The organism is Cobetia sp. BL01 (genome assembly GCF_056493605.1).
This window is the reverse complement of record NZ_JBVBEE010000001.1, coordinates 17217-41907: the sequence shown is the minus strand read 5'-3', so window position 1 is coordinate 41907 and position 24691 is coordinate 17217. Positions and strand designations below refer to the sequence as shown.

The following is a 24691-nucleotide window of genomic DNA, read 5'->3' as shown; positions in this document are numbered from 1 at the left end:
GCGAAGGTGACGGGTCTACAGTACGCGCAAAATTTGAGCAATTGCTCACGACTATTCACGTAGGGTGAAGGAGGCTGCTTCACCGCTCAGGAGAACTGACATGCAAGACAAGCTCAAGATCGACATCGTCTCCGACGTGATGTGCCCGTGGTGCGTGATCGGCTACAAGCGCCTCGAGAGCGCCATTCAGTCACTCGGTCTGGAAGATAGCGTCGAGATCGAATGGCAGCCCTTCGAGCTGAATCCGGACATGCCGGCACATGGCGAGAATCTGCGCGCCCATATCGAGCGCAAGTACGACACCACGCCTAAGGCCAGTGCCGAGGTACGTCGCAACCTGACCGCTCTGGCAGCCGAGGAAGGCCTGGTCTTCAATTTCTTCGACGACATGCGCATGGTGAATACCCTCGAGCTCCACGTTCTGCTCGAGTACGCCGCCGAACAGGGCATGCAGCATGACCTGATGATGCAGTTCTACGCCGACTACTTCACCTTGCAGAAGGACATGTCGGACCGCGCCGTGATGGCGGACGCTCTGGCCGCGGTCGGGCTGGATGCCACTGAAGGGCTGGCAAGACTGGACGACCCGGAAGCCCTCCAGCAGGTAAGGGCGCACGAAGCCCAGTGGCAGAAGATGGGCATCTCCAGCGCACCGACCTTCGTCTTCAATCGTCGCAGCGCTCTGAACGGGGCCCAACCTAAAGAGGTGTTCGAGCAGGTGTTGAGCGAGCTTGCGGGAGATCAGGCTTGAGGCTCACCGAATGAGGTGCCACTCAAGCACTGATGTCGGTAGTGACGATCCCGTGACAAAAACGCGGCCCCGCTTTTGAGCAGGGCCGCGTTTTTTCGTTCTGGGGTGTGAACTGGCAGAACGGGCCGATCCGTCACGTGTGGGCTAATAACCCTCAGAGCCCTGCCTTGATGTCGCTCAGCTGTTGGATGAGGGTCTTGAGGACGGCGTCCACCTGGGTTTCGGTATGCTCGCAGGAGAGGAAGAAACGCAGACGGGCGCTTTTCTCCGGGACGGCGGGGTGCAGGATGGGCTGGACGTTGAAGCCGGCCTCGAACAGCTGGTTGGAGAGGCGTGCCGCCACCAGGGAGCTGCCGAGGATGACAGGCACCACCGCGACGCCCAGGCTGTCGCCGACATCCAGCCCCAGCGCACGGGCGCGCGTGAGGAAGTAGCCGGAGACGGCATGCAGGCGCGCGATGCGCTGTCTGGCATCCTCACCCTGGAGCAGTTCGAGGATCTTCAGTGACGGGGCGGCGACCTGTGCCGGCATGCCCACCGAGTAGAGGAAGCCCGGCGCGAAGTAGCGCAGCATGCTGACCAGTTCCTTGCAGCCGGCGATGTAGCCGCCGCAGCCGGACAGCGTCTTGCTCATCGTGCCCATCCAGATATCGACATCATGCGCAGCGATGTCGAAGTGCTCTCTCAGGCCGAGCCCGTGCTCCCCGAGCACGCCGAAGGAATGGGCCTCATCGACCATCAGCCAGCAGCGGTACTGTTGCTTGAGGGCGATCAGGCGCGGCAGGTCTGGCACATCGCCGTCCATGCTGTAGAGGCCTTCAGTGACGATCAGTACGCGCTCGAACTTGCTGCGCTGACTGCTGAGCAGAGCTTCCAGCGCATCGGGGTCGTTGTGCGCGAAGGGCATGCGACGAGCGCCGGAGAGCTGAGCGCCGACCAGCGAGCTGTTATGGATCCACTCGTCATGCAGGATCAGGTCCTTCGGGCCGAGCAGATAGCCCAGCGTGGACACGTTGGTGGCATGACCGCTGACGAACACCACTGCATCCTCCACCTCGTAGGTGCGCGCCACCGCCGCTTCCAGCTGCCGATGGATCGGGCGCTCACCGGAGACGGCGCGTGAGGCCGACACCGAGGTGCCGTAATGGGCCGCCGCCTCGGCCGCGGCCTTGATCACCTCGGGATGACGGGAATAGTCGAGGTAGTTGTAGCTGGCGAAGTTGACCAGCTCGCGCCCATCGATGCATGTGGTGGCGCCGGCGCAGCCTTCATGCACGCGGAAGAACGGCTCCGGCACGCCGAAGGCGGCACCGGCCTGCTGCATCATGCTCAGCTGCTGATAACCGGGCTGGCGATCGAAACGCACGAAGTCATCGCTGATCTGAAGCGGTGTTGGCTTGCTGGCAAACATATCGTCGCCTGCGTCGTCCGCCACGCGAGCGGTTGTCTGGGTACGACGGGCACGCGCCTTGTCCAGCAGCTGTTGTTTCATGTCGCGGGGAGAGAGGCCGGAGGAGTGACGTGTTGCCAAAGAGGAAGTCCTTGAAGTTGAAGCGGTCTTTCCCTTGATGATGATGGGGTGTCAGCAAGAGGGCAAGCCTTTGCGCGCGTGGGAACGAATCTCTCTGGGACTTGCTGAGCACCCGCCACATGCGGTTGCGCGCGAGCGGTCGGTGAGTCACGCGTCAGGGCTGCTCAAGCGCCACCCACAATAATGCCGATTATCGAGTCTCACCTGTCCATTCAAGGAGCTAACTCCTCTCGAGGCCGCTCATCGTTGGGTAAGGTGACGCCATCGGCTGTTGATATCAGGCAGCAGGCTCTAAAAAATTGCTTGGCAAGGGCGTGCGCGCTAAATGGTCTTTTGCCTTGAGCCGGATGTGCATATCGAGATCTGTGCCCTGAATCCCTGGATGTCGCCGAATGTGCTCATCGATGAGCTGAATGACAAAGTCCCCATAACGTGCTGAAGCCAGCTCTAGCGTCGAGACGGTCTGCCCAATGAACTGGACGATCACGAGGTAGGTCTCGCTTTGTGTCTTGGCCAGCAGTAGCGTAAAGCCTTCCGCGCTCGTTGTGAGTGCCAAGGGGGTATGATCCTGCAGATCATGGTGCGTATTGACAGACAGGATGGTCATTTCGTCCATGAGGATTTGCTCCATCAAAAATGAGAAGCCATAAAGTCGGCTATGGATTGGGCTTTATTTGGTGAACAACCGAGTGCTCCATGCACTGCGATGGCAGCTGAACAAACTTTAGTTCAGTTCACGCTAAAATTCAGTAGATAGTATGGCGCCATTAGTTTTACTCGATGGCAAATTTCATCCTGCATGACCTGCAACCCGGTCCCTGATAGAAAAAAGGCGAGAGTGGTAGTGTTACCAGCTCTCGCCTATCACGTGATGCGTTTACGCTTATTTGCTCATGACGGCAGTGTCTTCTCCTTGAGTGATGGAGTCACCGCCATGCTGCTTCACGAGCTGTGCCATGGCCTGGTCTTCAGAGCTGTTTTCAGCTTCCTCACTGTCGGCATTGCCCATCTTGTGCATCAGGCGCTCCGCGAGGCGCCACAGGGTGGCGGCTTCACTGATCATCATGACCGGAATGCTGATCCCCAGGCGCGCCTCGACCGCCGTCATCAGCTCGACCCCCATCAGCGAGTCGAAGCCCATGTCGTAGACGCTCTTGTTGACGTCGATGGCGCTGGCGTCGATCAACAGAATCTTGCTCAGCTCGCCCTTGAGAATCTCGACGATAGCGGTCTGCAGCGCTTCACCGGACAGGCCCGCCAGTGCCGCGGCGATATCATCCTGCTGCGCCTGGCTATTGTCATCCTCACCGGCGCGGCGGGAGATTTCCTCGAAGCGCGGCGTGGCGGCGGTCGGCAGGAAGCGCGCAAGCGCGCCCCAGTCCAGTTCCAGCACCCCCAATGAGCGTCCCGGCAAGCCGAGTGCCTGGGCATGCTGATCCGCGCTGATCATCTCGCCGAGACAGGCCAGAGCGTGGTCTGCCATCAGCGCATCGCCGCCGAGGCGATTCTTGAGTGCTTCACGGGTCTTCTCGTTGCGTGCCAGGAAGCCGGCATCCTCGATCGCGCCCCAGCGTGCGCAGGTGGCGGGCAGGCCACGCGCACGACGGTTGGCGGCGAGCCCTTCCAGCCAGTGGTTGGCCGCCACGTAGACACTCTGCCCCGGGTTACCGAACAGAGTGGTGGCCGAGGAATAGAGCACGAAGAAGTCCAGCGCATGCTCGGCACTCAGGCGGTCCAGCAGTCGCGCACCTTCCAGTTTCGGCGTCATCACGCGCTGGATGCGCTCGGCATCGAGATGGCGAATCAGCGCATCATCGATCACCGCAGCGGCATGGATGATGCCCTTGAGCGGTGCAATGCCATCGCCGTCAGCGGACTTGCCGAAGCGTGCGAACACCTTTGATAACGCGGCCTCATCGGCGACATCACAGGCCAGCGCGTGTACGTTCACGCCCTGGGCCTCGAGACGCGCGACGCCTTGCTGTGCTTCTTCACTGGCCGCGCCGGAACGCCCGAGCAGTACCAGCTCACGCGCGCCCATCGCGGCCAGCCACTCGGCGGTGCGCAGGCCAAAGCCGCCCAGACCGCCGGTGACCAGATAGCTGCCAGCCGGGTCGATCGTCAGTGTCTTTTGATTGGCCGCTAATGCGTCGCGCTGAGTGGACACTGCACCTGCACCTGCACCTGCTCCCGCCTCCGCACTTGCACTTGTCTGCTCCGCGGCGTGCTCGGCTACGCGCTGAGTGACGACGACCTTGCCGATCTGGCGGGCCTGCTGCATGTAGCGGAAGGCCTCGACCACCTGGCTGGCATCGAAGGTGGTGTAGGGCAGTGGCGCCAGGGTGCCGTCCTCGAACAGCGCCATCATCTCGCGGAACAGACGCGTGGTCAGGCTCGGGCATTCCTTCATCAGCTGATCGGAATCGATGCCGAAGTAGCTCAAGTTATTGCGGAACGGACGCAGCCCCATCGGGGTGTTCTCGTAGAAGTCGCGCTTGCCCAGCTCACAGAAGCGTCCGAACGGCTTGAGCACGCGCAGATTCTGGGCGATGGCCTCACCGGCCAGCGAGTTGAGCACCACATCGACACCGCGCGCATCGACAGACGGATCATGCTGCTGGCATGCGGCGAGATCGGCCAGGATATCCTCGGCGAAGCCATGGCTGCGCGAGTCATAGACGTTGTCGATGCCCATCAGCGCAAGGAAGTCGCGCTTGGCCGGCGAGCCGACGGTGGCGAACACCTCGGCGCCCAGCCACTCGGCGATCTGCAATGCCGCGATGCCCACGCCGCCGGCGGCGCCGTGAATCAGTACCTTCTCGCCTTCTTCCAATCGCGCCAGATGTTTGAGCGCGTAGTAGACGGTGAAGAAGGTGGTCGGGATGGTCGCTGCGGCTTCCAGGCTGACGCCGTGGGGCACATGGGCCAGCGCCGTATCGGCGATCACCAGACGGTCGGAGAAGCTGGCCGGGCCGAAGCCAACTACGCGCTCGCCGACCTTGAACTCGGCATTGGCGCCGGCCTGAGTGACGATGCCGGAGAACTCGAGCCCTAGGCTCGGGCCTGAGAAGCCGTGTTCGATGGCCTCATCCGACAGCAGGCCGAGGGTGTACATGACATCGCGGAAGTTGAGACCGGTCGCCTCGACACGCACTTCCACTTCGCCGGCTGCCACGGCGGGCAGAATACGTGGCTGCCATTCTAGGTTGCGCAATTGGCCGGGCTGGCTGAAGCCGAGGCTGACGCCGTGGCGCTGAGCGCCTGAGGTCTGCGAGCCTGAGATCTGCGAGAGGGAGCTCTCGCCACCAGCGGCCTGCTGAGGCGCCGTCACCTGACGCAGGCGTGTCGCGAAGCGCGCGCCAGTGGCATTCAGCACCACTTCCTGCTCTTGATCCGGTGCTTCGAGTTCCTGCACCAGCGCGTCCATCAAGGCCGGCGTGCAGGCGTCGTCGTGCTCAAGCGTCGGCGTATCCAGCAGGCGAATGGTCAGCGACTGGCTCTCGTTGGCCAGACTGCGCGCAAAGCCCCAGCTGGCTGCATCCGCCGGTGGCGTCGCGGCGGGGGCACCATCTGTCTGCCACAGCGTCGCCACGTCATGTGTCAGCACCCACAGGGTCGGGGCGAGGCGGCTGTCGTCCTGCTCCTGGGCGCTGTCAAAGGCCTGGGCGACCTGTGTCAGTAGCTGTTGGCGTGCGCACTGGAGGGCGTTGGTGCTGTCCGTATCATTCTGCTCAGCTGTCGCCGCAGCGCTGGGCAGCGCGATCAGGTGATCAACGTCGCCAAGCTGCTCGATCAATGCGGACATGTCCGCGGGCAGGCTGGCTGACAGAGGCTGATGGCTGACCTGATGACCACGTGCGGTCAGTGAGTCGCTCAAGCGCGTCAGCAGTGCCTGATCCGCCGGTGCCTGCGGGCTATCCAGCAGCGCGATGGAGAGCGTGGCGGCCTGGCTTGCCACTGCTTCGCCTTCCACTGATTCACTCTCGATTGATTCACCTGCCGCCGTCTGGCCTTCAGCGGTTTTCGCAAGAGCCGCGAGTGGTGTCTGAGCGGCGAGCGTCGCGGACAGCCACCAGGCGCCTGATGTATCAGTACCCAGATGATCGCTGGCCAGGCTATCGCTGGCAGGCGCTGGTGACTCGATGTCGAGGCCCAGCTGGGTCAAGAGACGCTGCCATTGCGCGATGCCCGGATGACTGCGCAGCTGCTCACCATCATCGAGGGCCAGGATCGGCCCGGCCCAGGCCGCCGGTTCACAGCCACACAGCAGCAGCTGCGCGCCGGGGGCCAGACGGGCGATCAGCGCTGTCAGCAGCTCGCGCGCCTGTGACGGTGCTTCGAAGTCCAGATGCACGATGGCGAGCTGCGCCTTGTGGGTCGTAACAGTGTCCTGGAAGGCCTCGCCCGTGATCACGTCGATCAGCGGCAAGTCATCCTGCAGGCGATTGGCTTCATTGAGGGCGCCGGCACTGGCGGCCACGAAGCGGTAATCCAGCGCTGAGTAGCGACCGTTGCGTGCATCCGCCTCGCGCAGTGTCGCGAGACGCTGGCCCAGCCAGGGGCCGCCGGCACCCAGCTCCAGCACATCGAGGCGCTGGCCGGCAGGCAAGGCGGCAAGCGCGCTGCTGATGCGTTGATCGAGCTGTGCGCTCAACCACTGCCAGCCAGCATTGCCGACCGCCGTCTTGAGCAGCGTCGGGATCAGCGGCTGGCGCAGATGCTCCAGTGCGGCACTGGCGTCCGTCGAGAGCAGCGCCTCGCGATCTGCCACCACTTCATCAGCCTCATTCCTTTCTGACTGAGTACCGTCCAACGGCATGCCGCGATTGAGCCATTCATCCAGATGCAGGTGCAGGCGACCGGCGGCATGCGTCAGCGGGAACTGGCCCGGGTAGTCGCGTACCAGCAGCTGCCAGATGTCATTCGCGGCGGGCAGGTCCAGCGAGTTGATCTGCCAGTCGCCGCTGTCGAGTGCTTCCGTCAGACCTTGTGACTCGGCCCAGTCGAGCAGGGCACGGCTGAACAGCGGACAACGGCGCTGCCAGCGCGACAACGCCTCGTGATCCAGATGGGCCACCTCCGGGTCGCCCGGCGCGGCGTGACGCAGCAGGGTTTCATGGACGCTGGCGAGCATCAGGCTGTCGAGCAGCGGCTCCAGCTCATCGCGGAAGCACTGGCTGTCGGCCAGCAGTGTCTGTGCGCTGGCGGCCGTGTCGCTCTCAGCAATATTCTCACCAACACCCTCACCGCCATCGGCAGCTTCTGACGCCTGCATGGCGTCATTCACCAGGCCTGCGAGATTTAAGGCCGGGGCGGACGGCTGAGTGAGCGGGTGCGGGGCGGCAGTCAGTTCGATATCCAGATAATCCAGATGCGCCGTGCCGTCACGTCCCAGGCGTACGGCGCGGAAGCGGGCCTCTTCAGCAACCGCCACGGCGCGGCCTTCGGCATCGAACAGCTCGAAGTCGGCGCACAGGGAGTGCGGGCCACGCGAGCGCAGCACGACGCGCGCGGTGACGATCTGCGAGGCGCGTACCTGCTCACGCACCTGCAGGCGACCTACACGCACCGGCACGAAGGCCATGCCATTGCTGGCCGCCATCTGGCCCTTGAGCACGCCCAGTAGCGGAATGAACAGCTGGAAGGCGCTGTCGAGCACGCCGGGGTGCAGGTGGAAGTCTCCGTCCTGGCTGGCCATTTCCTCGGTCAACGAGAAACGGGCCAGCACCTGCGGACGCGCAGTGCCCGGTGTGTGATGGTCGGCGCCCGCGTCGACCCAGATCTGCTCGGCGGCGCGGAAATGCGGGCCGTAATGCAGGCCGAGTTGCGCGGCAGCCGCCACGTGCTCATCGCGGCCGAAATCGGCGGCGCGAGTCGGCATGACTGGGGCGGCTCGCTCCAGCAGGCGTCCACGCGTGGCGGTGAAGGCGCGCGCTACGGCGTGCAGGTTCCACTTGTCGGCATCTTCCGCGCGTGTCTCACGACTTTCCAGACGCATGGCGCCATTGGAGCTGTCCAGCGACAGGCGGGTTAGACGCAGCGTGCTGTCATCGAGCAGCAGTGGGGCGCGAATCTCGAAGTCTTCCAGATCCAGCACGTCGGGCAGGCTGTCCGCATCAGCGCTGGCGGCCTGCCATTCGTGGGCCGCGGCCAGGCATTGCTCCAGATAGCCGGTCCCCGGGAAGACGGCACTCTCGCCGACCTGGTGATCGGCCAGCCACGCGACCTTCTGGGTATCGAGCTGGGCTTCCCAGGTCAGGCGCTGCTGGGCGAGACGATAGCCGAGCAGCGGATGCACGTAATGACGATCCAGCAGACGCTGGCTTTCGCTGGTGGTCTGGATCCAGCACGGGATGCGTTGCCACGGGTAGCCTGGCAGCTCGACGAACTGACCGGCGACCGGGAACAGGCCGGTGATGTCGACGGCGCCGGAAAGCAGCACGCGACCGCGCAGATGCTCCAGGGCATCTAGCCCGGCATGGCGACGATCGAGACTGGCGAGCACCTGACCGGCGGGTGCCTCGTCACTGCGCGCCTTGAGGATGTCGTTCAGGTAGCTGCGCAGGATCGGGTGTGCACCGATCTCGACCAGCAGGCGATGGCGGCCGAGGGCAGCGTTCTCTTCCGCGTCGGAGTGCCAGTTGACCAGCGAGGTGACGGCGGCCTCGAACATGACCGGCTGACGGATGTTTTCCCACCAGTAGCGTGCATCCAGCTGCTCGCCGGCAATGACGCTGCCGGTGACGGTGGAGATGAACGGGGTATGGGTGGCGCGGGGCGTTAGGCCGTCGAGGGATTCGAGCAGGCCGGGCTTGATCGGGTCCATCGCCGGGCTGTGGAAGGCGTAATCCAGCCCCAGTACCCGCGCGAAGGTGCCCTGGGCGGAGAGCTCCTTGCTCAGCGCTTCCAGCAGCTCACGCTCGCCGGCCAGGGTGGTGCCGCGCGGGCCATTGATGCCAGCCAGTGACAGCGACGCCCATTGCGGCTGCTCCAGCCACTCGCGCATCTCGCATTCGCCGAGACCGACGGCCATCATCGCGCCGGTGCCCCGGGTGCGCCCCTGGTGGTAGCTGCGCTGGAAGATGACGCGGGTGGCCTGTTCGAGCGTCAGCGCGCCACTGGCCCAGGCGGCAGCGACTTCGCCGACACTGTGGCCGGTGACGGCAGCAGGGCGAATACCGCGTTCGATCAGCCATTCGGTGACCGCGACCTGCAGCGCGAACAGCGTCGGCTGGGCGATCTCGGTAGCGTCCAGGCGGTTCTCGCCTTTCTCGCTCAGGCTGCCGTCCAGCTCCTTGAGCAGCTCGAAGCCATTGAAGTCGCGGAAGGCTGCATCGAGGCGCTCAAGACAGGCGCGCACGCTGGCGGACTCTTCCATCAGGGCACGGCCCATGCCGGCCCACTGGCAGCCATTGCCGGAATACACGAACACCGGGCCGCGCTCCTGCTGCACTCCGCTGACGACTTTTGCGCCATGACGCGGCGAGGCACCATTGTCGCTGGCGCTCGGCAAAGCCAGCAGACGGTCTGCCAGGGTGATGCGCGGATGGTCACCGAGATCTCCCTCGCTACCGAGGGTGTCCAGGTCTTGAAGCAGGGTAGTGAAGGTGTCTGCGCTGAGCAGGGCGCCATGCACATGGTGCTCGCGGCGGGCGGCCAACTGCCAGGCGAGATCGTAGAGGCTGGGCGCCATGTCGTGGGCGGCGAGCTCACGCAGGTGCTCTGCCAGCTCCAGTGCGGATTGCTTGAGCGCCTGCGGCGAACGGGCACTCAGGCGCAGCGGCGGCATTTGTTCACCTTCAGAGTGCGATTGCGCTACCGACTGTTCCGGAGCACTTTCCAGCAGCACGTGGGCATTGGCGCCACCGAAGCCGAAGGAGTTGACCCCGACGACCAGGCGCCCGTCCGCCTTGAGCTTGCGCGGCTGGGTGACGATATCCAGATTCCACTCGTCGGTACGAATCTTCGGATTCAGACGCTGGATCTTGATCGTCGCCGGCACTTCACGGTGCGCGATCACGCCCAGTGCCTTGGCCAGCCCAGCCACGCCAGAGGCGGTTTCCAGGTGACCCATGTTGCTCTTGATCGAGCCGATCGGCAGCGGACTGGTGCGCTTCTGGCCGATGGCGGCGCCGATGGCGCGGGTTTCCAGCGGGTCACCGACTGCGGTGCCGGTGCCGTGGGCCTCGAGATAGTCGATTTCGTCCGGTTGAATTCCGGCCTGCTCGCAGGCCTGCTCCATTAACTGAATTTGCGCCGCCGGGTTGGGCACGGTCAGGCCGGACTTGTAGCCATCGGTATTGACCACGGAAGAGGCCACCACGGTGAGGATGCGGTCGCCATCGGCGATGGCCTGGTCGAGATCCTTGAGCAGGAAGACGCCGCCGCCTTCGGAGCGCGCATAGCCGTCACCGGCCTCATCGAAGACTTGGCAGCGGCCGGTCTTCGACAGCATCGTGGCCTTGGAGAAGATCAGGAAGCCGTACGGATGTAGGTGCAGGCTGATGCCGCCGGTCAGCGCCATGTCGGTCTCGCCGCTTCTGATCGACTGGCAAGCCTGGTGGAAGGCGACCAGCGAGGAGGAACAGGCGGTATCCAGCGACAGGCTCGGGCCGTGCAGGTCAAAGGCATACGACAGGCGGTTGGAGGCCACGCTGGAGGTATTGCCGGTTGCGGTATTCGGGCCGATGGCGCTGAGGTCATCCGCCATGCGATAGGAATAATCCAGGCTCGCGATGCCCATGAAGACGCCACAGCGTGAGCCGCGCATCTTCTCGGCCGGGATGCCGGCGTGCTCGATGGCTTCCCAGCTCATCTCCAGCAGTATGCGTTGCTGGGGGTCCATGCTGGCGGCTTCACGCGGGCTGATGCCGAAGAAGGCGGGGTCAAAGCCCGTGATGTCGCCCAGTGAACCTGCGGCGAAGCTGTAGCTCATGCCCGGGGCTTTCTTGTCCGGGTGCGAGAGAGACTCCTTGCTCCAGCGGTCGTCGGCGACTTCGGTCACCATGTCCTTGCCGGCCAGGAGGTCGTCCCACAGGTTGGCCTGAGTGGTGCCGGGGAAACGGCTGGCTGCGCCGATGATGGCAACGCGTCGGGTCATGACAAGCTCCTGAACTTCTGAGTCACTGCACTGTGGCGAGCATGTTTCGCGGTCGCCTTCAGCAGCGCACTTCCTAATCTATCGATATTGATGACGCGCGGGTCGCCCTTGCGGCATTGCTCGTCAGTCTTGAAGGGCCCTTCGCAGTCGAGGGCCCACTCCATCAGCTCCGGGTCCTTGTCGCGCACGGCCGACATGGTCTGGCGGGCTGTGTCGTCGGACTCCGGCAGGGCGCTGGACCAGATGAAGCAGTCGGTCACGCCATTGGGCTCGCCCAGGGTCGTATAAACCTCAGGCATGATCGGCACATGGTCTCCATAGAAACACAGCAGCCCGCCGCGCGGCAGTCGCGAAAGCGCGGTGGTGAGCTGGTCGATCATCGCATCGGCATTCACCAGATGACGCAGATAGATGCCCAGTTCCTGACAGTTCTCCGGCAGGTCGCCGTCATACCACTCCGGCAGACATGCGCTGTCGAAGGCTTCCAGGTGCAGCGGGCCGTGGTTCTCCATGGTGATCACCTGGATGAACAATGGCGTGTCGCCGGCTTCCAGCAGGCAGTCTTCGACCTTGGCCGCCACGGCGGCATCGCTGATGTACTGGCCACTCTTGTCGGCATCGCTGAAGTGGGCGATGTCGAGGAATTCATCGAAACCGAGTTGTTTCAGCACCTGATTGCGCAGATAGAAGCTGCCGGGATAGGGATGGATACACAGCGTGCGATAGCCCATCGCCTTGTAACTGGCGGCCAGGTTCGGCACGGCGCGGCGCGCCAGCTGGTGGTAGGGGTTGAACTGGTGCACGCCGAGCTCCTCGGCGGTCAGACCTGTCAGAAAGGCGGTTTCAGTGCGCACGGTATTGGCGCCCCACGCCGGCACGGCCAGACGACCGCACGGCAGGCCCTGGGCCAGGGCGGTGAAGTGGCAGCGGTCCAGGTTCGGCAGCAGGTCATCACGCACCTGGGGATAGACGCGGCGAGCATCGAAGAAGGATTCGCTCTGCACACTGACGACATGGGGCAGTGTCCTGGTGGCGCTCTTGTCATCGAGTTCGCGCAAGGTGGCGTCGAGTTCGCGCTCTCCCTCATCCAGGGGGTTGTGCTGCGGCGTGAGTGGGCGACGCGCCAGCCGCGCATAGGCCAGCAGGTAGGGCACCATGCCCAGCTCGCTCAGGTCGAATTCGGGGACCAACATCACCTTGCTGGCCAGACGGTTGCCCAGGGCGTAGACCAGGAGGCTCGCACCGATCAGTACGCTGATCAACGGCACCAGCCACAAAGCGGCATTGCCTGAGTAGGCGGCGGAGTAGCCCAGTGCGGGTTCGAGCCAGAGCCCCAGACCGATCGCCAGCGCCCCTGCCGTGGTCGCGGCGATGGTCAGCCCGATGCCGAAGAAGGGGATATACAGGCGCGGATGTTTGATGGCGTCGGTGAAGTACTCGAAGTCATGGCTGAGGAAGGGTTCACGCAACGACACGTACTTGGTGTGGCTGACCTGCAGCACTACCAACCACAACGCATTGACGACGATCAGCGAGAACCATGGCCGCTGGGTGATCAAGGTGCACAGTGACCAGCTGGCGCACCAGTACCCGACATGTGCCACCCGGGCACTGACGGGGCGGCGCCAGAATGCGGCTGGCGGTGTCGTCATCTGTTTCAGCAGCAGATGCTCAAGCTCCAACGTCAGCCCGAGGCCGACCAGCAGTGGCCCGGCCATGAAAGACACAAACGCAATGACAAACTCCATGTAATGCCGACCTCGTTAGCCGCTGCCGTCGCAGGGGCTGTGTAGTGTCCGGTCGAGTACTCGACCCTGATCAAGATCCATGGCGGCTAGGGGAGTGATAAGTCGGCCCCTCGCGTCCAGATCCTGGTCGTTTCAGCATGTTCAACGCCGCTATGGCGTTCCCGCCACTGTCTTCCTTATCGATCCTGCACGATCTACTCCAGTGGCAGGTACTGGGGCATTACGCTAACTCATTGTCATGACAATGGAAAAACGCTGAGTCATCGCCTACTGCTCATGGCGGGCCGACCCACGGCCCACGGCCCACGGCCCACGGCTCAGGCTCACGAAGACGCAAGCCTCGATCAATGAGTGTAATTGAACCACCCGAGCAGGCGCTGTGAGATTCCGGCGGGCAGGACACTCAACCACCAGCACCCGAAGTTGAGCGGGAAGGGGAAGCTGATACGCGCCCGGTTACGCGCTGCACCCTTGAGGATGCGGCGTGCGGCCTTTTCGGGGGGCATCTCGAAGGGCTTGGGCCCTGGCATGGCCTCGCACATCGGCGAGGTGACATAGCCGGGCATAACGACGGTGACCCCTACGCCATGGGGTTTGAGCCAGCTGCGCAGACCTTCGCCATATGCCTTGACCGCTGCCTTGCTGCCGCTGTAGCTGGGCGTCAATGCCAGTCCATGCCAGGCCGCCAGGGAGCTTAGCAACACCAGCTGACCACTGCCACGTTGCTTCATCGCCATGGCCAGTTGATGGGCCATGCCCAGCGTTCCGATCACGTTGGTCTGCAGCAGGCGGCGTGAAACCTCCCAGCGCTCCCCGTTGCCCTGTGGGCCAATATCGGTATTCATGCCGGCATTGGCGATGGCGATGTCCGGCACGCCGCGCGCGCAGACTTCATCCAGCCAGGTGAACAGGGTCTCTTCATCACACAGGTTGAGTACCGTGCATTCCACCTCGGCGCCCAGCTTGCGGCAATCGCTTGCGATCGCATCGAGCTTGCGCTGCTTGCGGCCGGTGAGGATCAGCGTGGTGCCTGTCTCGGCATAGGCGCGTGCCAGAGCACCTCCGATCTCGCCCGTGGCGCCGGTGATCAGGACGCGCCGCAGACGGCTGGCATCCTGCGCGGCTTGCGCACCGGAGTCGCTCTCCGCAGGTCGGCTATCCGCTCGGTGAGTGCCAGCGTCGCGCTCAGCATCGGTGGACTCTGGCTGCTGGGGGGGCATGGCCGTCATCTTTGGTCTCCTTGAATCCCGACACCGAAGGCCGGCAGTTCCCTTGCGTTTCTCGTTACGGTCGATTGAGAGGGCTGCCATCATTGGCGTGTCTCACCGTTGTTGCGTAGTCCACCAGTCTTTTTTCATGTTCAGCAGCGGCTCAACATGTTCTCCAGCGGCGAGCGTTCGGCGCACAGTATCTTGGACGCGCCCAGCACGGCCAGTTGCATACCCGGCTTGCTGTAAAACCCCCCATTTAGCTGCGCGGTATGAATCACCGTATTGCGGAAATGCCGGAATAAAGTCGTGTCGGGGCGCTGGCCCTGGGACCAGAAATCATGCAGAGAACCCTGGAAGGTCAGGCCCGGCAGATTGAATATCGGGTCACCCATACAGAAGGTCGGGCAGCGATACTGCAGCGCCACGTTGCCGGTCGTGCTGTTGACCGTAATCATGCCCTTGGCCTGCTGCAGCAGCTTCTCAAGATTGCCGCTCTCCAGGTAGACGATACGGCCGATCAGGTCGTAGCGGCGCTCCAATGAGCGAATTAGCCCCGGGTAATCCACCAGCCCCATGTCGAGAGGATGGTTCTTGATCACCAGGCGTGTACCGCGTGGCGCATTCAGGGCGAAGCTCTTCATCACCCGCTGGATGACTTCCTGCATGTTGGCGAAGCGCGAGTGGTGGCGTATCTGGGCATCGGTATTCAACTGCAGCGGCAGCATGTAGTAGGGTGCGCCACTGCCCATCAGCTGATCGATACGCTTGGCATCACGCCGCTTGTACCAGCGCATCAAGGGCAGTCGTGTTGCATAGCCCGCGTATTCCTGCACGGCGTGAATGCTGTGCGAGCGGTAGCGCGGGAACAGCAGCGGATTGGCCGCGCCCGCCAGGTGATAGGTGATGTCGTGGCGCGCCCGCTCACTGAAAGGCGCCTTGAAACGTTGCGGAGTGGGAGCATCTTCGAGGTGTCTGCCTGCCTCACGGAACCAGTCAGGGTCGCGTGGCAGCAGGGAGTGGCCATTGACGCCTTCGCGTTCCAGTGTCACCCAGTAAGGGCGAAAGTAGCCTTCCTCGAACACATGGGTACGAATACCGAGATATTCCGCTTTAAGTACCGCATCCCGATGTACCGGGCGTCGGTCACCAAATAGTACCTGATCAGTGACGTGATGCTTACGCCACAGCGCGGCGATCCAGTCGCCGAGGTCTTCGAGCTTGCCGCGATAGGCATACGCCTTGTCGTGACGCCAGTAAAAGCTATCACCACTGTTGAAGTTGACCTTGATGACCTCGTGGCCATCCTGTTTGAGCTTTTTCGCCAGATGGAGAAAGAAGGGGGAGCATACCCCCTGCAGCAACATGAATACACGCCTGCGTCCCCCCCCCGGCTGGATGTGAGCAGTGGGAGGTTGCCCTGGAGTTTGTATGTCAGTATTGCTAGAGGCGTCGGTCTGGACTGGCGGACGTGTCAAAACGGCATCATCTGACATCTTGAGCAGGCGCAGCTTTTCGATCGCGCTAGCCACGGAGGCTGTCGACGAGCCCCCTTGCTCCCCAAGGCTCTCTTGCGATTGTGCGTCCGCGGGTATAAGGGCGGAAGCTGATTTGGTGAAAGGTAATGCCAGGCGTCCATGTGACATGATTCAATGCTTCCCGATGAATAAGGCGCGATAGCCTCGATAAAGACGGGTTTTCCAAGGCAAAGCAGGCTTCAAGGTGCCCCTGCGAAGCTTGTCACGTTGTTGTTCCAGGATCGTGACGATTGTCTCGGCATTGCATAAGTGACCGTGCTCAGGGGCCACATACACGGGATACTCGATCAGAGCGCCAGCCACCAGGGCATCCACACTCAAGTGCCGCGTTCGCCTTGGGCACTCAACGAGGTCATGGGTCAATCCCCAGCCAGCATAGAAGGGCAGGCCATGGGTCGTGACGGGTACACCGCGTATCAGGGCTTCGAAGCCCGCGAGCGAGCAAAGCGTGTGTACATGATCCACCTGCTCAAATAATCGACTGATATTGCCGGTGGTCAATTCGAGATCGTACGCTTCGCCTGCCGTCACCACCTCGCCACTACGCCCCCCTGTGACAACGTCGGGATGCGGTTTATAGATCACGTAGCTTTCAGGATGCAATTTCCGCGCCGCCTCAAGTAGAGCTTGATTGGTATGTATCCCGGGACACGCATGGCGTATCGAGGCATCTGACTCCACCTGCCCGACAACCAATATCACGTCACGACCCTTGGCCATCGCGCGAAGGTCTGGCAGTTCATCACCTTCCGAATTGTACTTGCTTAGTCCCAACGTAATCAGGCGCTCGCGTAACTGGTGTGCGCGGCCTAACTCGGCATCGGTGAAATCATGGTGCATGAACCACTGCTCCAGTGTGCTTGAGCGACTGGCGTCAAAGTGCATGCCGAGCGGGTCGAGGATAAGCGAAAGTGGCCGCGTGAGATCCACCCCTAGGCCGACTGAGCGCAAGAAACCGTCCTCGATTCGCCACAGAGCGCCCCCTTGTGCAATGACGGCGGCTTCGAGCTCTACTGTGGTCCGACTCGCCCAGCTCAGCACCCGGGTAGAGTGTGGGGCCTGTTGTTCGCGCTGCGACAACGCTTGCGGATCATGAGCGATGATGACACCAGCTTTCTGTTGCAGCTTTTGCAGTGCGATGGAATCGCTTTTGACGAAGTCGTAGTGTGCCAATGGCCCCAGGAAGCCGGGTAGGAAGTTACGCTTCCAGCGCGAGTACCCCGGCGCTATCCAGTGACCTGCCAATCTCTCGGCCTGGCGCTTTTGATCCGCCAATAATTGAATGATCTCTTCGAGCGTCGCGGCCTGCTGGGTATAGGGGTTGGCATAGCGGCTGTATTCGATATAAGCAGCGGCAAACACCTGCTCAAGCGTACGCGAGATGCCGCGGCGTGGGCATTTCTGTCTATCATCCGTCAGGCCCCAGCCGGCATAGAACGGCATGCCGTGGCAGGTCACCGGCAGGCCTGCCATCACGGCCTCGAACCCAAGCTGGCTGGTCACGACATGGACGCCATCGACCTGTTCAAATAGGCACCAGGGGTTGATGTCCTCGCTCAGCAGCTTGCAGCCAAGCTTGCGCGCCTCCTCCAGTAGATAGCCGCGCTTCTTGCCGGCGATCACATCCGGATGCACCTTGATCCACACCTCGGCACTCTCAATGGCACAGGCCTCCCTCAGCATGGCAAGGAAGGTCTTAGGGCTGGCCATGCCGCCCACGACCGATGCATCCTCTGCAGTCTGGTCCACGATCAGAAGCCGCTGAATGCCAGGTTGGCGGGCTGGGAGCTGACGTTCAGGAGCATGGTTGTACTTGCTCAAGCGATGCAGGCGTAGGCTTTCGAGAACTGTGCGCGCTCGGGCCAGCAATGCCTCTCCCTGGCGTGTCGGCGCTTCATTGATCAGGTGTTCGAGATCACTCGGTTGGCGTGCGTCGTAATAGATGCCCTGATGATCGACCACCATCGACATGCTGGGATAACCGGCGCTAGCCAGGGTCAGTGAACGCAGGAATCCATCTTCCAATGCGACGTAGGGCAATCCATGTTTGAGCGCATATTGGCGTGCGTGATTCGCCGTAGATTTATGCCCCCAACCGACGACACGCATAATTTCTTGTCTGGGTGTTTTCTCCGCTGAGCCCGCCGCAGTTTTTATCGCTTTCGATGCCCCGAATTCTGACAAGGAATCGGTTCTCGTTGTCACGGAATGTTGTTCTTTTTCTACATTTTTTTTGCTCCGCATGCCTGATGGGGCACGTCGTTTGGCAACGAAAGATAAATTCTTGAAGGCTGAGGGAGTATCATTGTTTTGACATGCAAGGCATGTATGCCTTCTCTTCAACGGCAGTAGTTCGGGAATGAAAAGGGCGAGGAGAGGTTGGCGGTAAATGCCTGGGGAAAAACACAGTGATGCCCCGGAGGATACGTCATTCTTGACATCTAGTAATCCGTGCCGACTGTGAGAGGCGTTAGGCAGAGTGCGTGTGAGAAGCCTCCATCCTTGAATCATTGCCGCCTTCAGCATGCAGGGTGTCCGTTTTAGATAAGAAAAGTGACTGCGTACTCGTAATCCCCAGCACTCCCAGTGACCTTGTCACCTGAGGACGTTGACTCAGAGTCCGCAAATAGCGAAAGTACGCAAAGTGACGAACTAATTCAATCAAGGCTTTGCTCTTAATATTGGTAGCATGCGAATTATTAGCATGCATGGCTTCGTGCTTGTTTGATTTACTCACTGCACGCTTCTGCCATAATGGGTTTTCTGCTAAAGTGTTATGCTTTGTGCTGCGCCAAGTTACGGATTTATATTAAATGCTACAGCTTCGTGTGGTCAGGAAAATAGTACTGGACCGACTCAAAGAAGCGGCAGGATGCCAAGGGAACTCGATTAGATGGAAATCGCGCAGCACATGGATGCTGTCATCACACTGATGGTCACCATCAGTGTGCTGGCGGGATTGATCAGGAACCGTTGGCCGGCTGAGTGGCTAATGATGGCAGCCGCCGTGCTGTTGATTCTGTTGGGCATCATCTCGCCCGCGACCTTCCTATCTGGATTTTCCAACCCCGGCATTATGACCATTGGTGCGCTCTTCGTGGTCGCTGCCGGCGTGCAAGAAACCGGAGCGCTGCGCTGGATGCTAGAACGTCTTCTCGGCCGCCCCAGCTCTCCCTCTTCAGCACTGGCACGCCTGATGCCGATCACCTCGTTGCTGAGTGCCTTTCTGAACAACACCCCTGTCGTGGCACTTTTCATCGGCTTGGTGCAGGGCTGGTGCGCGCGCATGAAGATCTCTCCCTCTCGTCTGCTGATGCCCATGAGCTATGCCGCCATCCTCGGTGGCACCTGCACTCTGATCGGCACTAGCACCAATTTGGTGGTCGACGGCTTGCTGCAGTCCCAGGCCAATCTGCCCGGGCTCGGCATCTTTGATATCTCTGCACTGGGCGTCCCCGTCTTGATCATCGGTACCCTGTGGATGGTACTGATCGGATGGCGTTTTCTGCCCCAGCGCAAGGGGCTGGTCGAGCAGCTCGGCAATGGCCGCGAGTATTCCGTGGCCATGCGAGTCGCCGACAAGGGGCCGCTGCACGACAAGAGCATCGAAGAGGCAGGCCTGCGTAGCTTGCAGTTCGGTTATCTGGCCGAGATAGAGCGTGCCGGCAAGCTGCTGTCCATGGTCGGCCCTGACACTATCCTCCAGTCCGGCGATCGCCTCATCTTTGTAGGTGTCGCGGACACGGCGCATGAAGTACGTGCTTTCCGCGGGCTGGAGAGCGATGCTGCAGGGCTGGATCTGGATCATCACCAGCGTCGCATGGTCGAGGCCGTCATCGCCCCCAGCTCTCCCGTCGTCGGTATGAACGTGCGTGAAGCGCGTTTCCGCACTCGCTACCAATCCGTGATTCTCGCCGTGTCGCGTGATGGTGAGCGCATCAACAGCAAGGTCGGTGACATCGTGCTGCGTCCCGGTGACACCCTGTTGTTGGAAGCCGCCGCTGACTTCACGCGCCTGCATCGCTATAACCGTGAATTTCTGCTGGTCAGTACGCTGGATGGCAATGGCATGCCCAACCTCACCAAAGCGCCTATCGCACTCGCTATCATGAGCCTGATGATCATCACGCACTTGGCGGGTATGGCCGAGCTGGTCGAGGCGGCCGTGGCAGCCGCTATCCTGATGGTCTTCACCGGTTGTCTGCCGGCTGCCCAGGCACGTGCCAGCATCGATGGCAGCGTGCTGGTCGTCATTGCCGCGGCGTTGGCGCTGGGCCAGGCGATGACCTACAGTGGGGCGGCGCAGATGGTGGCGGATCAGCTGATGCAGTTGGGGGGCGGCTCGCCACTGCTGATGCTGGCGCTCGTCTATCTCACTACCACGCTATTCACCGAGATTATCACCAACAATGCTGCCGCCGTGTTGATGTTTCCGATCGCCATGGCGGTCAGCGAGCAGCTAGGGGTTTCATTGATGCCCTATGCGATTGCGATCATGTTCGCGGCCTCGGCCAGCTTTCTTACCCCGCTGGGCTATCAGACCAACCTGATGGTGATGGGGCCGGGGGGCTACAAGGTGTCCGATTACATGAAGGTCGGTTTGCCGATGAGCATCATCGTCGGCGTCACCTCGGTCGCTCTGATTCCGCTGATCTGGCCATTCACGGGCTGAGCTGGTCATTCATGGGCTTATCCATGTTCTGCTTCGCCTGGTGGCCGCTAGCGAGCGTTACCCTTTACATCGTCAGCCTGGCTGGCGAATTTACACAGACAGGAAGGCACATGACGGATACGACAGTGAGCATGACCAACAGCACGACACGCTCCATGTTGAATGCGCTGGAGGCCATTGCTCGCAGGGCGGGCGCTGCCATCATGGAGATCTATGAGAGCGGTGACTTCACGGTCGACATGAAGTCGGATGATTCTCCGCTGACCACGGCAGACCGTGCAGCGCATGCCGTCATCGTCGACGGGCTGAAGGCCATGGACGCCGAGTTCGGCGCCACACCGGTCCTTTCCGAGGAAGACGCGGACATCAGCTGGGACGTGCGCAGGGATTGGACGCGTTACTGGCTGGTCGACCCGCTGGATGGCACCAAGGAATTCATCAAGCGCAATGGTGAATTCACCGTCAACATCGCGCTGATCGAGCAGGGCGTGCCGACCATGGGAGTCGTTTATGCGCCGGCCATCGAGACACTCTACGTCGGTGCCCAGCAGGGGGAAGGCCAGGCCTCCATCGCTGAGAAGCAGGTTGGTGACGGTGAGCGTCAGGCCATCGCCGTCAGTGACGTGCCGAGCAGCACCGACAGTTGGCGTATTGTCGGTAGCCGCTCTCACCAGACCGAAGAATTCAAGGCGTTCGTTGCCGACTTCGCTGCCTGCGATATTGTCGCCATGGGCAGCTCCCTGAAGCTGTGCTTGGTCGCGGAAGGGGCAGCAGATCTCTACCCGCGCCTCGGCCCGACCTGTGAATGGGATACCGGTGCAGCGCATGCGGTGGTCGAAGCCGCGGGTGGCCAAGTGCTGAATGCCGAGACCCGTCAGGCACTGCATTACAACCAGCATGACAGCGTGCTCAACCCCTATTTCATCGTCTGTGCCAAGCCGGCTGCTCCCTGGGCATGAACAAGGCGCAAGGCAGGGGGTAGGCAAGCGTCACGGGACTGACGTCAGACGATGTCAGTCTCGTGTCAAAGATACTATGTTCTCTACGCAGCGAGTTTCGTGTGTCAGCATGTGCGGAGAGGATAAGGACAACTAGCAGAGTGATCTCAAGGACCTGTAATGACTGCATCATCTACGGCCGACAAGCTCGGCATAACACCGGAACGCCAGACTCACCTCAAGCAGCTTGAGGCCGAATCCATTCACATCATCCGTGAAGTGGCAGCGGAATTTGCCAATCCCGTCATGCTGTACTCCATCGGCAAGGATTCCGCCGTCATGCTGCACCTGGCACGCAAGGCCTTCGCGCCGGGCGTCCCCCCGTTCCCGCTGATGCACGTCAACACCACCTGGAAGTTCCAGGAAATGATCAAGTTCCGCGACGAGATGGCCGAGGAAGTCGGCATGGAGTTGATCGAGCACATCAACCTGGAAGGCGTCGCGGCGGGCATCAATCCGTTCGATCACGGCAGTGCCAAGTACACCGATATCATGAAGACTGCCGGCCTCAAGCAGGCACTCGACAAGCACGGCTTCGATGCGGCATTCGGTGGCGCACGTCGTGATGAAGAGGCTTCACGTGCGAAAGAGCGCGTCTACTCCTTCCGTGATCAGTATCACCGTTGGGACCCGAAGAACCAGCGCCCCGAGCTGTGGAACATCTACAACTCCAAGATCAATAAGGGTGAATCCATCCGTGTCTTCCCGCTCTCCAACTGGACCGAGCTGGATATCTGGCAGTACATCTACCTCGAATCCATCAAGATCGTGCCGCTGTACTATTCCGCCGTGCGTCCGGTCGTGAAGCGTGATGGTCTCGATATCATGGTTGATGACGAGCGTCTGCCGCTGGCCGAAGGCGAAGTGCCGGAAATGAAGTCCGTTCGCTTCCGTACCCTGGGTTGCTACCCGCTGACCGGTGCCGTGGAATCCACCGCCGCGACCCTGCCGGAAATCATTCAGGAAATGCTGCTGACCCGCACCAGCGAGCGCTCAGGTCGTGCGATCGATCACGATCAGGCTGGCTCCATGGAGAAGAAGAAGCGCGAAGGTTATTTCTAGGATTCATCCCGGGAAATGGCTTCAACCGGCCCGTAACGGCCATGACGCGCCTCAAGGCATGCAAGACTTTACAAATTGACAGGACGAGGGGTATCCGTATCGCTGGAAGCGTCGCGCCTCACACGCCACAAGACGCTCGCGCCGGACAGGCCTCGTTCAGGGAGAATGACAGTGTCTCACCAGTCGACGATGATCGCGGAAAACATCGAAGCATATCTCAAGGAACACGAGCAGAAAGATCTGCTGCGTTTCATCACCTGTGGCAGCGTGGATGACGGCAAGTCGACCCTGATCGGTCGCCTGCTCCACGATTCCAAGATGATCTATGAAGATCAGCTGGCCGCCATCACCCGCGACTCCAAGAAGAGCGGCACCACCGGCAAGATCGACCTGGCGCTGCTGGTCGATGGCTTGCAGTCCGAGCGTGAGCAGGGCATCACCATCGATGTCGCCTATCGTTACTTCTCTACCGACAAGCGCAAGTTCATCATCGCCGATACCCCGGGGCACGAGCAGTACACTCGCAACATGGCGACCGGTGCTTCCACCGCGAGCCTGGCGATCATCCTGATTGACGCCCGCTACGGCGTGCAGACCCAGACTCGTCGTCACAGCTACATCTGCTCGCTGCTGGGCATCAAGCACCTGATTGTCGCCGTCAACAAGATGGACATCGTCGACTACTCCCAGGAACGCTTCGACGAGATCGTCGCGGACTACCAGGAGTTCGCCAAGGACCTCGAAGTCCCGGACATCCGTTTCGTCCCGCTGTCCGCACTGGAAGGCGACAATGTCGTCTCCATCAGCGAGCATACGCCGTGGTACGACGACGCAGCCTACGAAGCGCGCCCGCTGATGGACATCCTCGAGACCGTCGATGTCACCGAGGACAGCAACCTGACCGATCTGCGCTTCCCGGTGCAGTACGTCAATCGTCCGAACCTCAACTTCCGTGGCTACTGCGGCACCCTGGCCGCCGGTACCGTCTCGCCGGGTCAGCAGATCAAGGTCCTCCCGTCCGGCAGCACCTCCACTGTCGAGCGTATCGTCACCTTCGACGGTGATCTCGACATCGCCTGGCCGGGGCAGGCCATCACGCTGACGCTGACCGACGAGATCGATATCTCGCGTGGCGACATGATCGTGGCGGAAGATTCTGATCTGGAGCCGTGCACCGCCTTCACCGCAGATGTGGTATGGATGCATGAAGACCCGCTGATCGTCGGCAAGGAATACGAGCTCAAGCTCGGCACGTCCAGTGTCATCGGTCGCGTCGGTCGCATCATCCATCAGACCGACGTCAACACCATGGCGCGCAACGAAGCGGAGAACATCCCGCTCAATGGCATCGCCCGCGTGCAGGTCGAACTGACCCAGCCGCTGGCCATGGACAGCTACCAGCGCTCGCCGCATACCGGCAGCTTCGTGTTCATTGACCGCCTGTCCAACATCACCATCGGTGCGGGTATGGTCAAGGAGACCCTGAGTGCCAGCAACATCGTGTGGCACGACATGGCGGTCACCAAGCAGCGCCGCGCCGATCGCAACAAGCAGAAGCCGTGCATCATCTGGTTCACCGGTCTGTCCGGTGCCGGCAAGTCCACCGCTGCCAACGCGCTGGAGCGTCAGTTGTTCGCCATGGGCTACAACACCTACCTGCTGGACGGTGATAACGTGCGTCACGGCCTGTGTGGTGACCTTGGTTTCAGCGAAGACGACCGCGCCGAGAACATCCGTCGTGTCGGCGAAGTCGCCAAGCTGATGGTTGATGCCGGCATGATCACCCTGGTCAGCTTCATCTCGCCGTTCCAGGCCGATCGCCAGATCGTACGCGACATGGTTGGTTCTGATGAGTTCATCGAAGTCTTCGTCAACACGCCGATCAGTGTCTGCGAAGAGCGCGATCCGAAAGGCCTGTACCGCAAGGCGCGTGCCGGCGAGATCAGCGACTTCACCGGTATCAGTTCGCCGTACGAAGCTCCGGAGAACCCGGAAATCGAGATCAACACCGGTGAACTGAGCCTCGAGCAGACTGCGCTCAAGCTGGTCAATCAGCTCAAGCACTACAACGTCATTGGTTAAT

At 61.5% G+C, this 24691-nt stretch carries 12 protein-coding genes; 5 read left to right on the top strand and 7 right to left on the bottom strand.

Annotated features, from left to right (window positions below):
* The first annotated feature begins 100 nt into the window (after positions 1-100).
* Positions 101-751, top strand: a complete 651-nt coding sequence (locus tag ACZYGA_RS00125) for a DsbA family oxidoreductase (protein WP_479398211.1) — start codon at positions 101-103, stop codon at positions 749-751.
* A gap of 154 nt (positions 752-905) precedes the next feature.
* On the opposite strand, the gene ACZYGA_RS00120 is transcribed toward ACZYGA_RS00125, so the two are convergent.
* From ACZYGA_RS00120 to ACZYGA_RS00090, 7 genes are all read right to left on the bottom strand, one after another.
* Complete coding sequence (locus ACZYGA_RS00120) at positions 906-2243, bottom strand: aminotransferase class I/II-fold pyridoxal phosphate-dependent enzyme (protein ID WP_479398343.1); 1338 nt, start codon at positions 2241-2243, stop codon at positions 906-908.
* A gap of 316 nt (positions 2244-2559) precedes the next feature.
* Positions 2560-2898, bottom strand: coding sequence for a hypothetical protein (locus ACZYGA_RS00115; RefSeq protein WP_479398209.1), 339 nt, complete (start codon positions 2896-2898; stop codon positions 2560-2562).
* Positions 2899-3165: 267 nt separating this feature from the next.
* Positions 3166-11382 (bottom strand): type I polyketide synthase, encoded by an 8217-nt coding sequence (locus ACZYGA_RS00110; protein WP_479398207.1) that lies wholly within the window; start codon positions 11380-11382, stop codon positions 3166-3168.
* Complete coding sequence (locus ACZYGA_RS00105; RefSeq protein ID WP_479398205.1) at positions 11379-13130, bottom strand: LTA synthase family protein; 1752 nt, start codon at positions 13128-13130, stop codon at positions 11379-11381. Before ACZYGA_RS00105 ends, ACZYGA_RS00110 begins: the two co-directional genes overlap by 4 nt.
* 344 nt (positions 13131-13474) lie before the next feature.
* Positions 13475-14359 carry an SDR family NAD(P)-dependent oxidoreductase gene (locus ACZYGA_RS00100; RefSeq protein ID WP_479398203.1) on the bottom strand — a complete coding sequence of 295 codons (885 nt, stop codon included), beginning with the start codon at positions 14357-14359 and terminating at the stop codon, positions 13475-13477.
* A gap of 131 nt (positions 14360-14490) precedes the next feature.
* On the bottom strand, positions 14491-15705 hold the full coding sequence (locus ACZYGA_RS00095; RefSeq protein WP_479398201.1) for a capsule biosynthesis protein: 1215 nt from the start codon (positions 15703-15705) through the stop codon (positions 14491-14493).
* A gap of 282 nt (positions 15706-15987) precedes the next feature.
* Positions 15988-18060 carry a capsular polysaccharide biosynthesis protein gene (locus ACZYGA_RS00090; protein ID WP_479398199.1) on the bottom strand — a complete coding sequence of 691 codons (2073 nt, stop codon included), beginning with the start codon at positions 18058-18060 and terminating at the stop codon, positions 15988-15990.
* A 709-nt stretch (positions 18061-18769) separates the two neighbouring features.
* Between ACZYGA_RS00090 and ACZYGA_RS00085 the strand changes: the two genes are divergently transcribed.
* The 4 genes from ACZYGA_RS00085 (at position 18770) to cysN (ending at position 24690) form a co-directional block, all read left to right on the top strand.
* A complete protein-coding gene (locus ACZYGA_RS00085) occupies positions 18770-20548 on the top strand; it encodes an SLC13 family permease (RefSeq protein ID WP_479398197.1) in 1779 nt (592 codons plus the stop codon).
* A gap of 110 nt (positions 20549-20658) precedes the next feature.
* The gene (gene cysQ, locus ACZYGA_RS00080) at positions 20659-21507 is read left to right on the top strand and encodes a 3'(2'),5'-bisphosphate nucleotidase CysQ (protein ID WP_479398196.1); all 849 of its coding nucleotides are present in this window, start codon (positions 20659-20661) and stop codon (positions 21505-21507) included.
* A gap of 159 nt (positions 21508-21666) precedes the next feature.
* Positions 21667-22608 carry a sulfate adenylyltransferase subunit CysD gene (cysD, locus tag ACZYGA_RS00075; RefSeq protein WP_479398195.1) on the top strand — a complete coding sequence of 314 codons (942 nt, stop codon included), beginning with the start codon at positions 21667-21669 and terminating at the stop codon, positions 22606-22608.
* Between the two features lie 171 nt (positions 22609-22779).
* A complete protein-coding gene (cysN, locus tag ACZYGA_RS00070; protein ID WP_479398194.1) occupies positions 22780-24690 on the top strand; it encodes a sulfate adenylyltransferase subunit CysN in 1911 nt (636 codons plus the stop codon).
* Position 24691: the final 1 nt, after the last annotated feature.

Excerpts from the sequence above, each read along its gene's own strand:
- ACZYGA_RS00095 (WP_479398201.1), bottom strand. The coding sequence starts at position 15,705 with ATGTTGCTGCAGGGGGTATGCTCCCCCTTCTTTCTCCATCTGGCGAAA.
- ACZYGA_RS00085 (WP_479398197.1), top strand. The coding sequence starts at position 18,770 with ATGGAAATCGCGCAGCACATGGATGCTGTCATCACACTGATGGTCACC.
- ACZYGA_RS00100 (WP_479398203.1), bottom strand. The coding sequence starts at position 14,359 with ATGACGGCCATGCCCCCCCAGCAGCCAGAGTCCACCGATGCTGAGCGC.
- ACZYGA_RS00105 (WP_479398205.1), bottom strand. The coding sequence starts at position 13,130 with ATGGAGTTTGTCATTGCGTTTGTGTCTTTCATGGCCGGGCCACTGCTG.
- ACZYGA_RS00120 (WP_479398343.1), bottom strand. The coding sequence starts at position 2,243 with ATGAAACAACAGCTGCTGGACAAGGCGCGTGCCCGTCGTACCCAGACA.
- cysD (WP_479398195.1), top strand. The coding sequence starts at position 21,667 with ATGACTGCATCATCTACGGCCGACAAGCTCGGCATAACACCGGAACGC.
- cysQ (WP_479398196.1), top strand. The coding sequence starts at position 20,659 with ATGACGGATACGACAGTGAGCATGACCAACAGCACGACACGCTCCATG.
- ACZYGA_RS00115 (WP_479398209.1), bottom strand. The coding sequence starts at position 2,898 with ATGGACGAAATGACCATCCTGTCTGTCAATACGCACCATGATCTGCAG.
- ACZYGA_RS00125 (WP_479398211.1), top strand. The coding sequence starts at position 101 with ATGCAAGACAAGCTCAAGATCGACATCGTCTCCGACGTGATGTGCCCG.
- ACZYGA_RS00110 (WP_479398207.1), bottom strand. The coding sequence starts at position 11,382 with ATGACCCGACGCGTTGCCATCATCGGCGCAGCCAGCCGTTTCCCCGGC.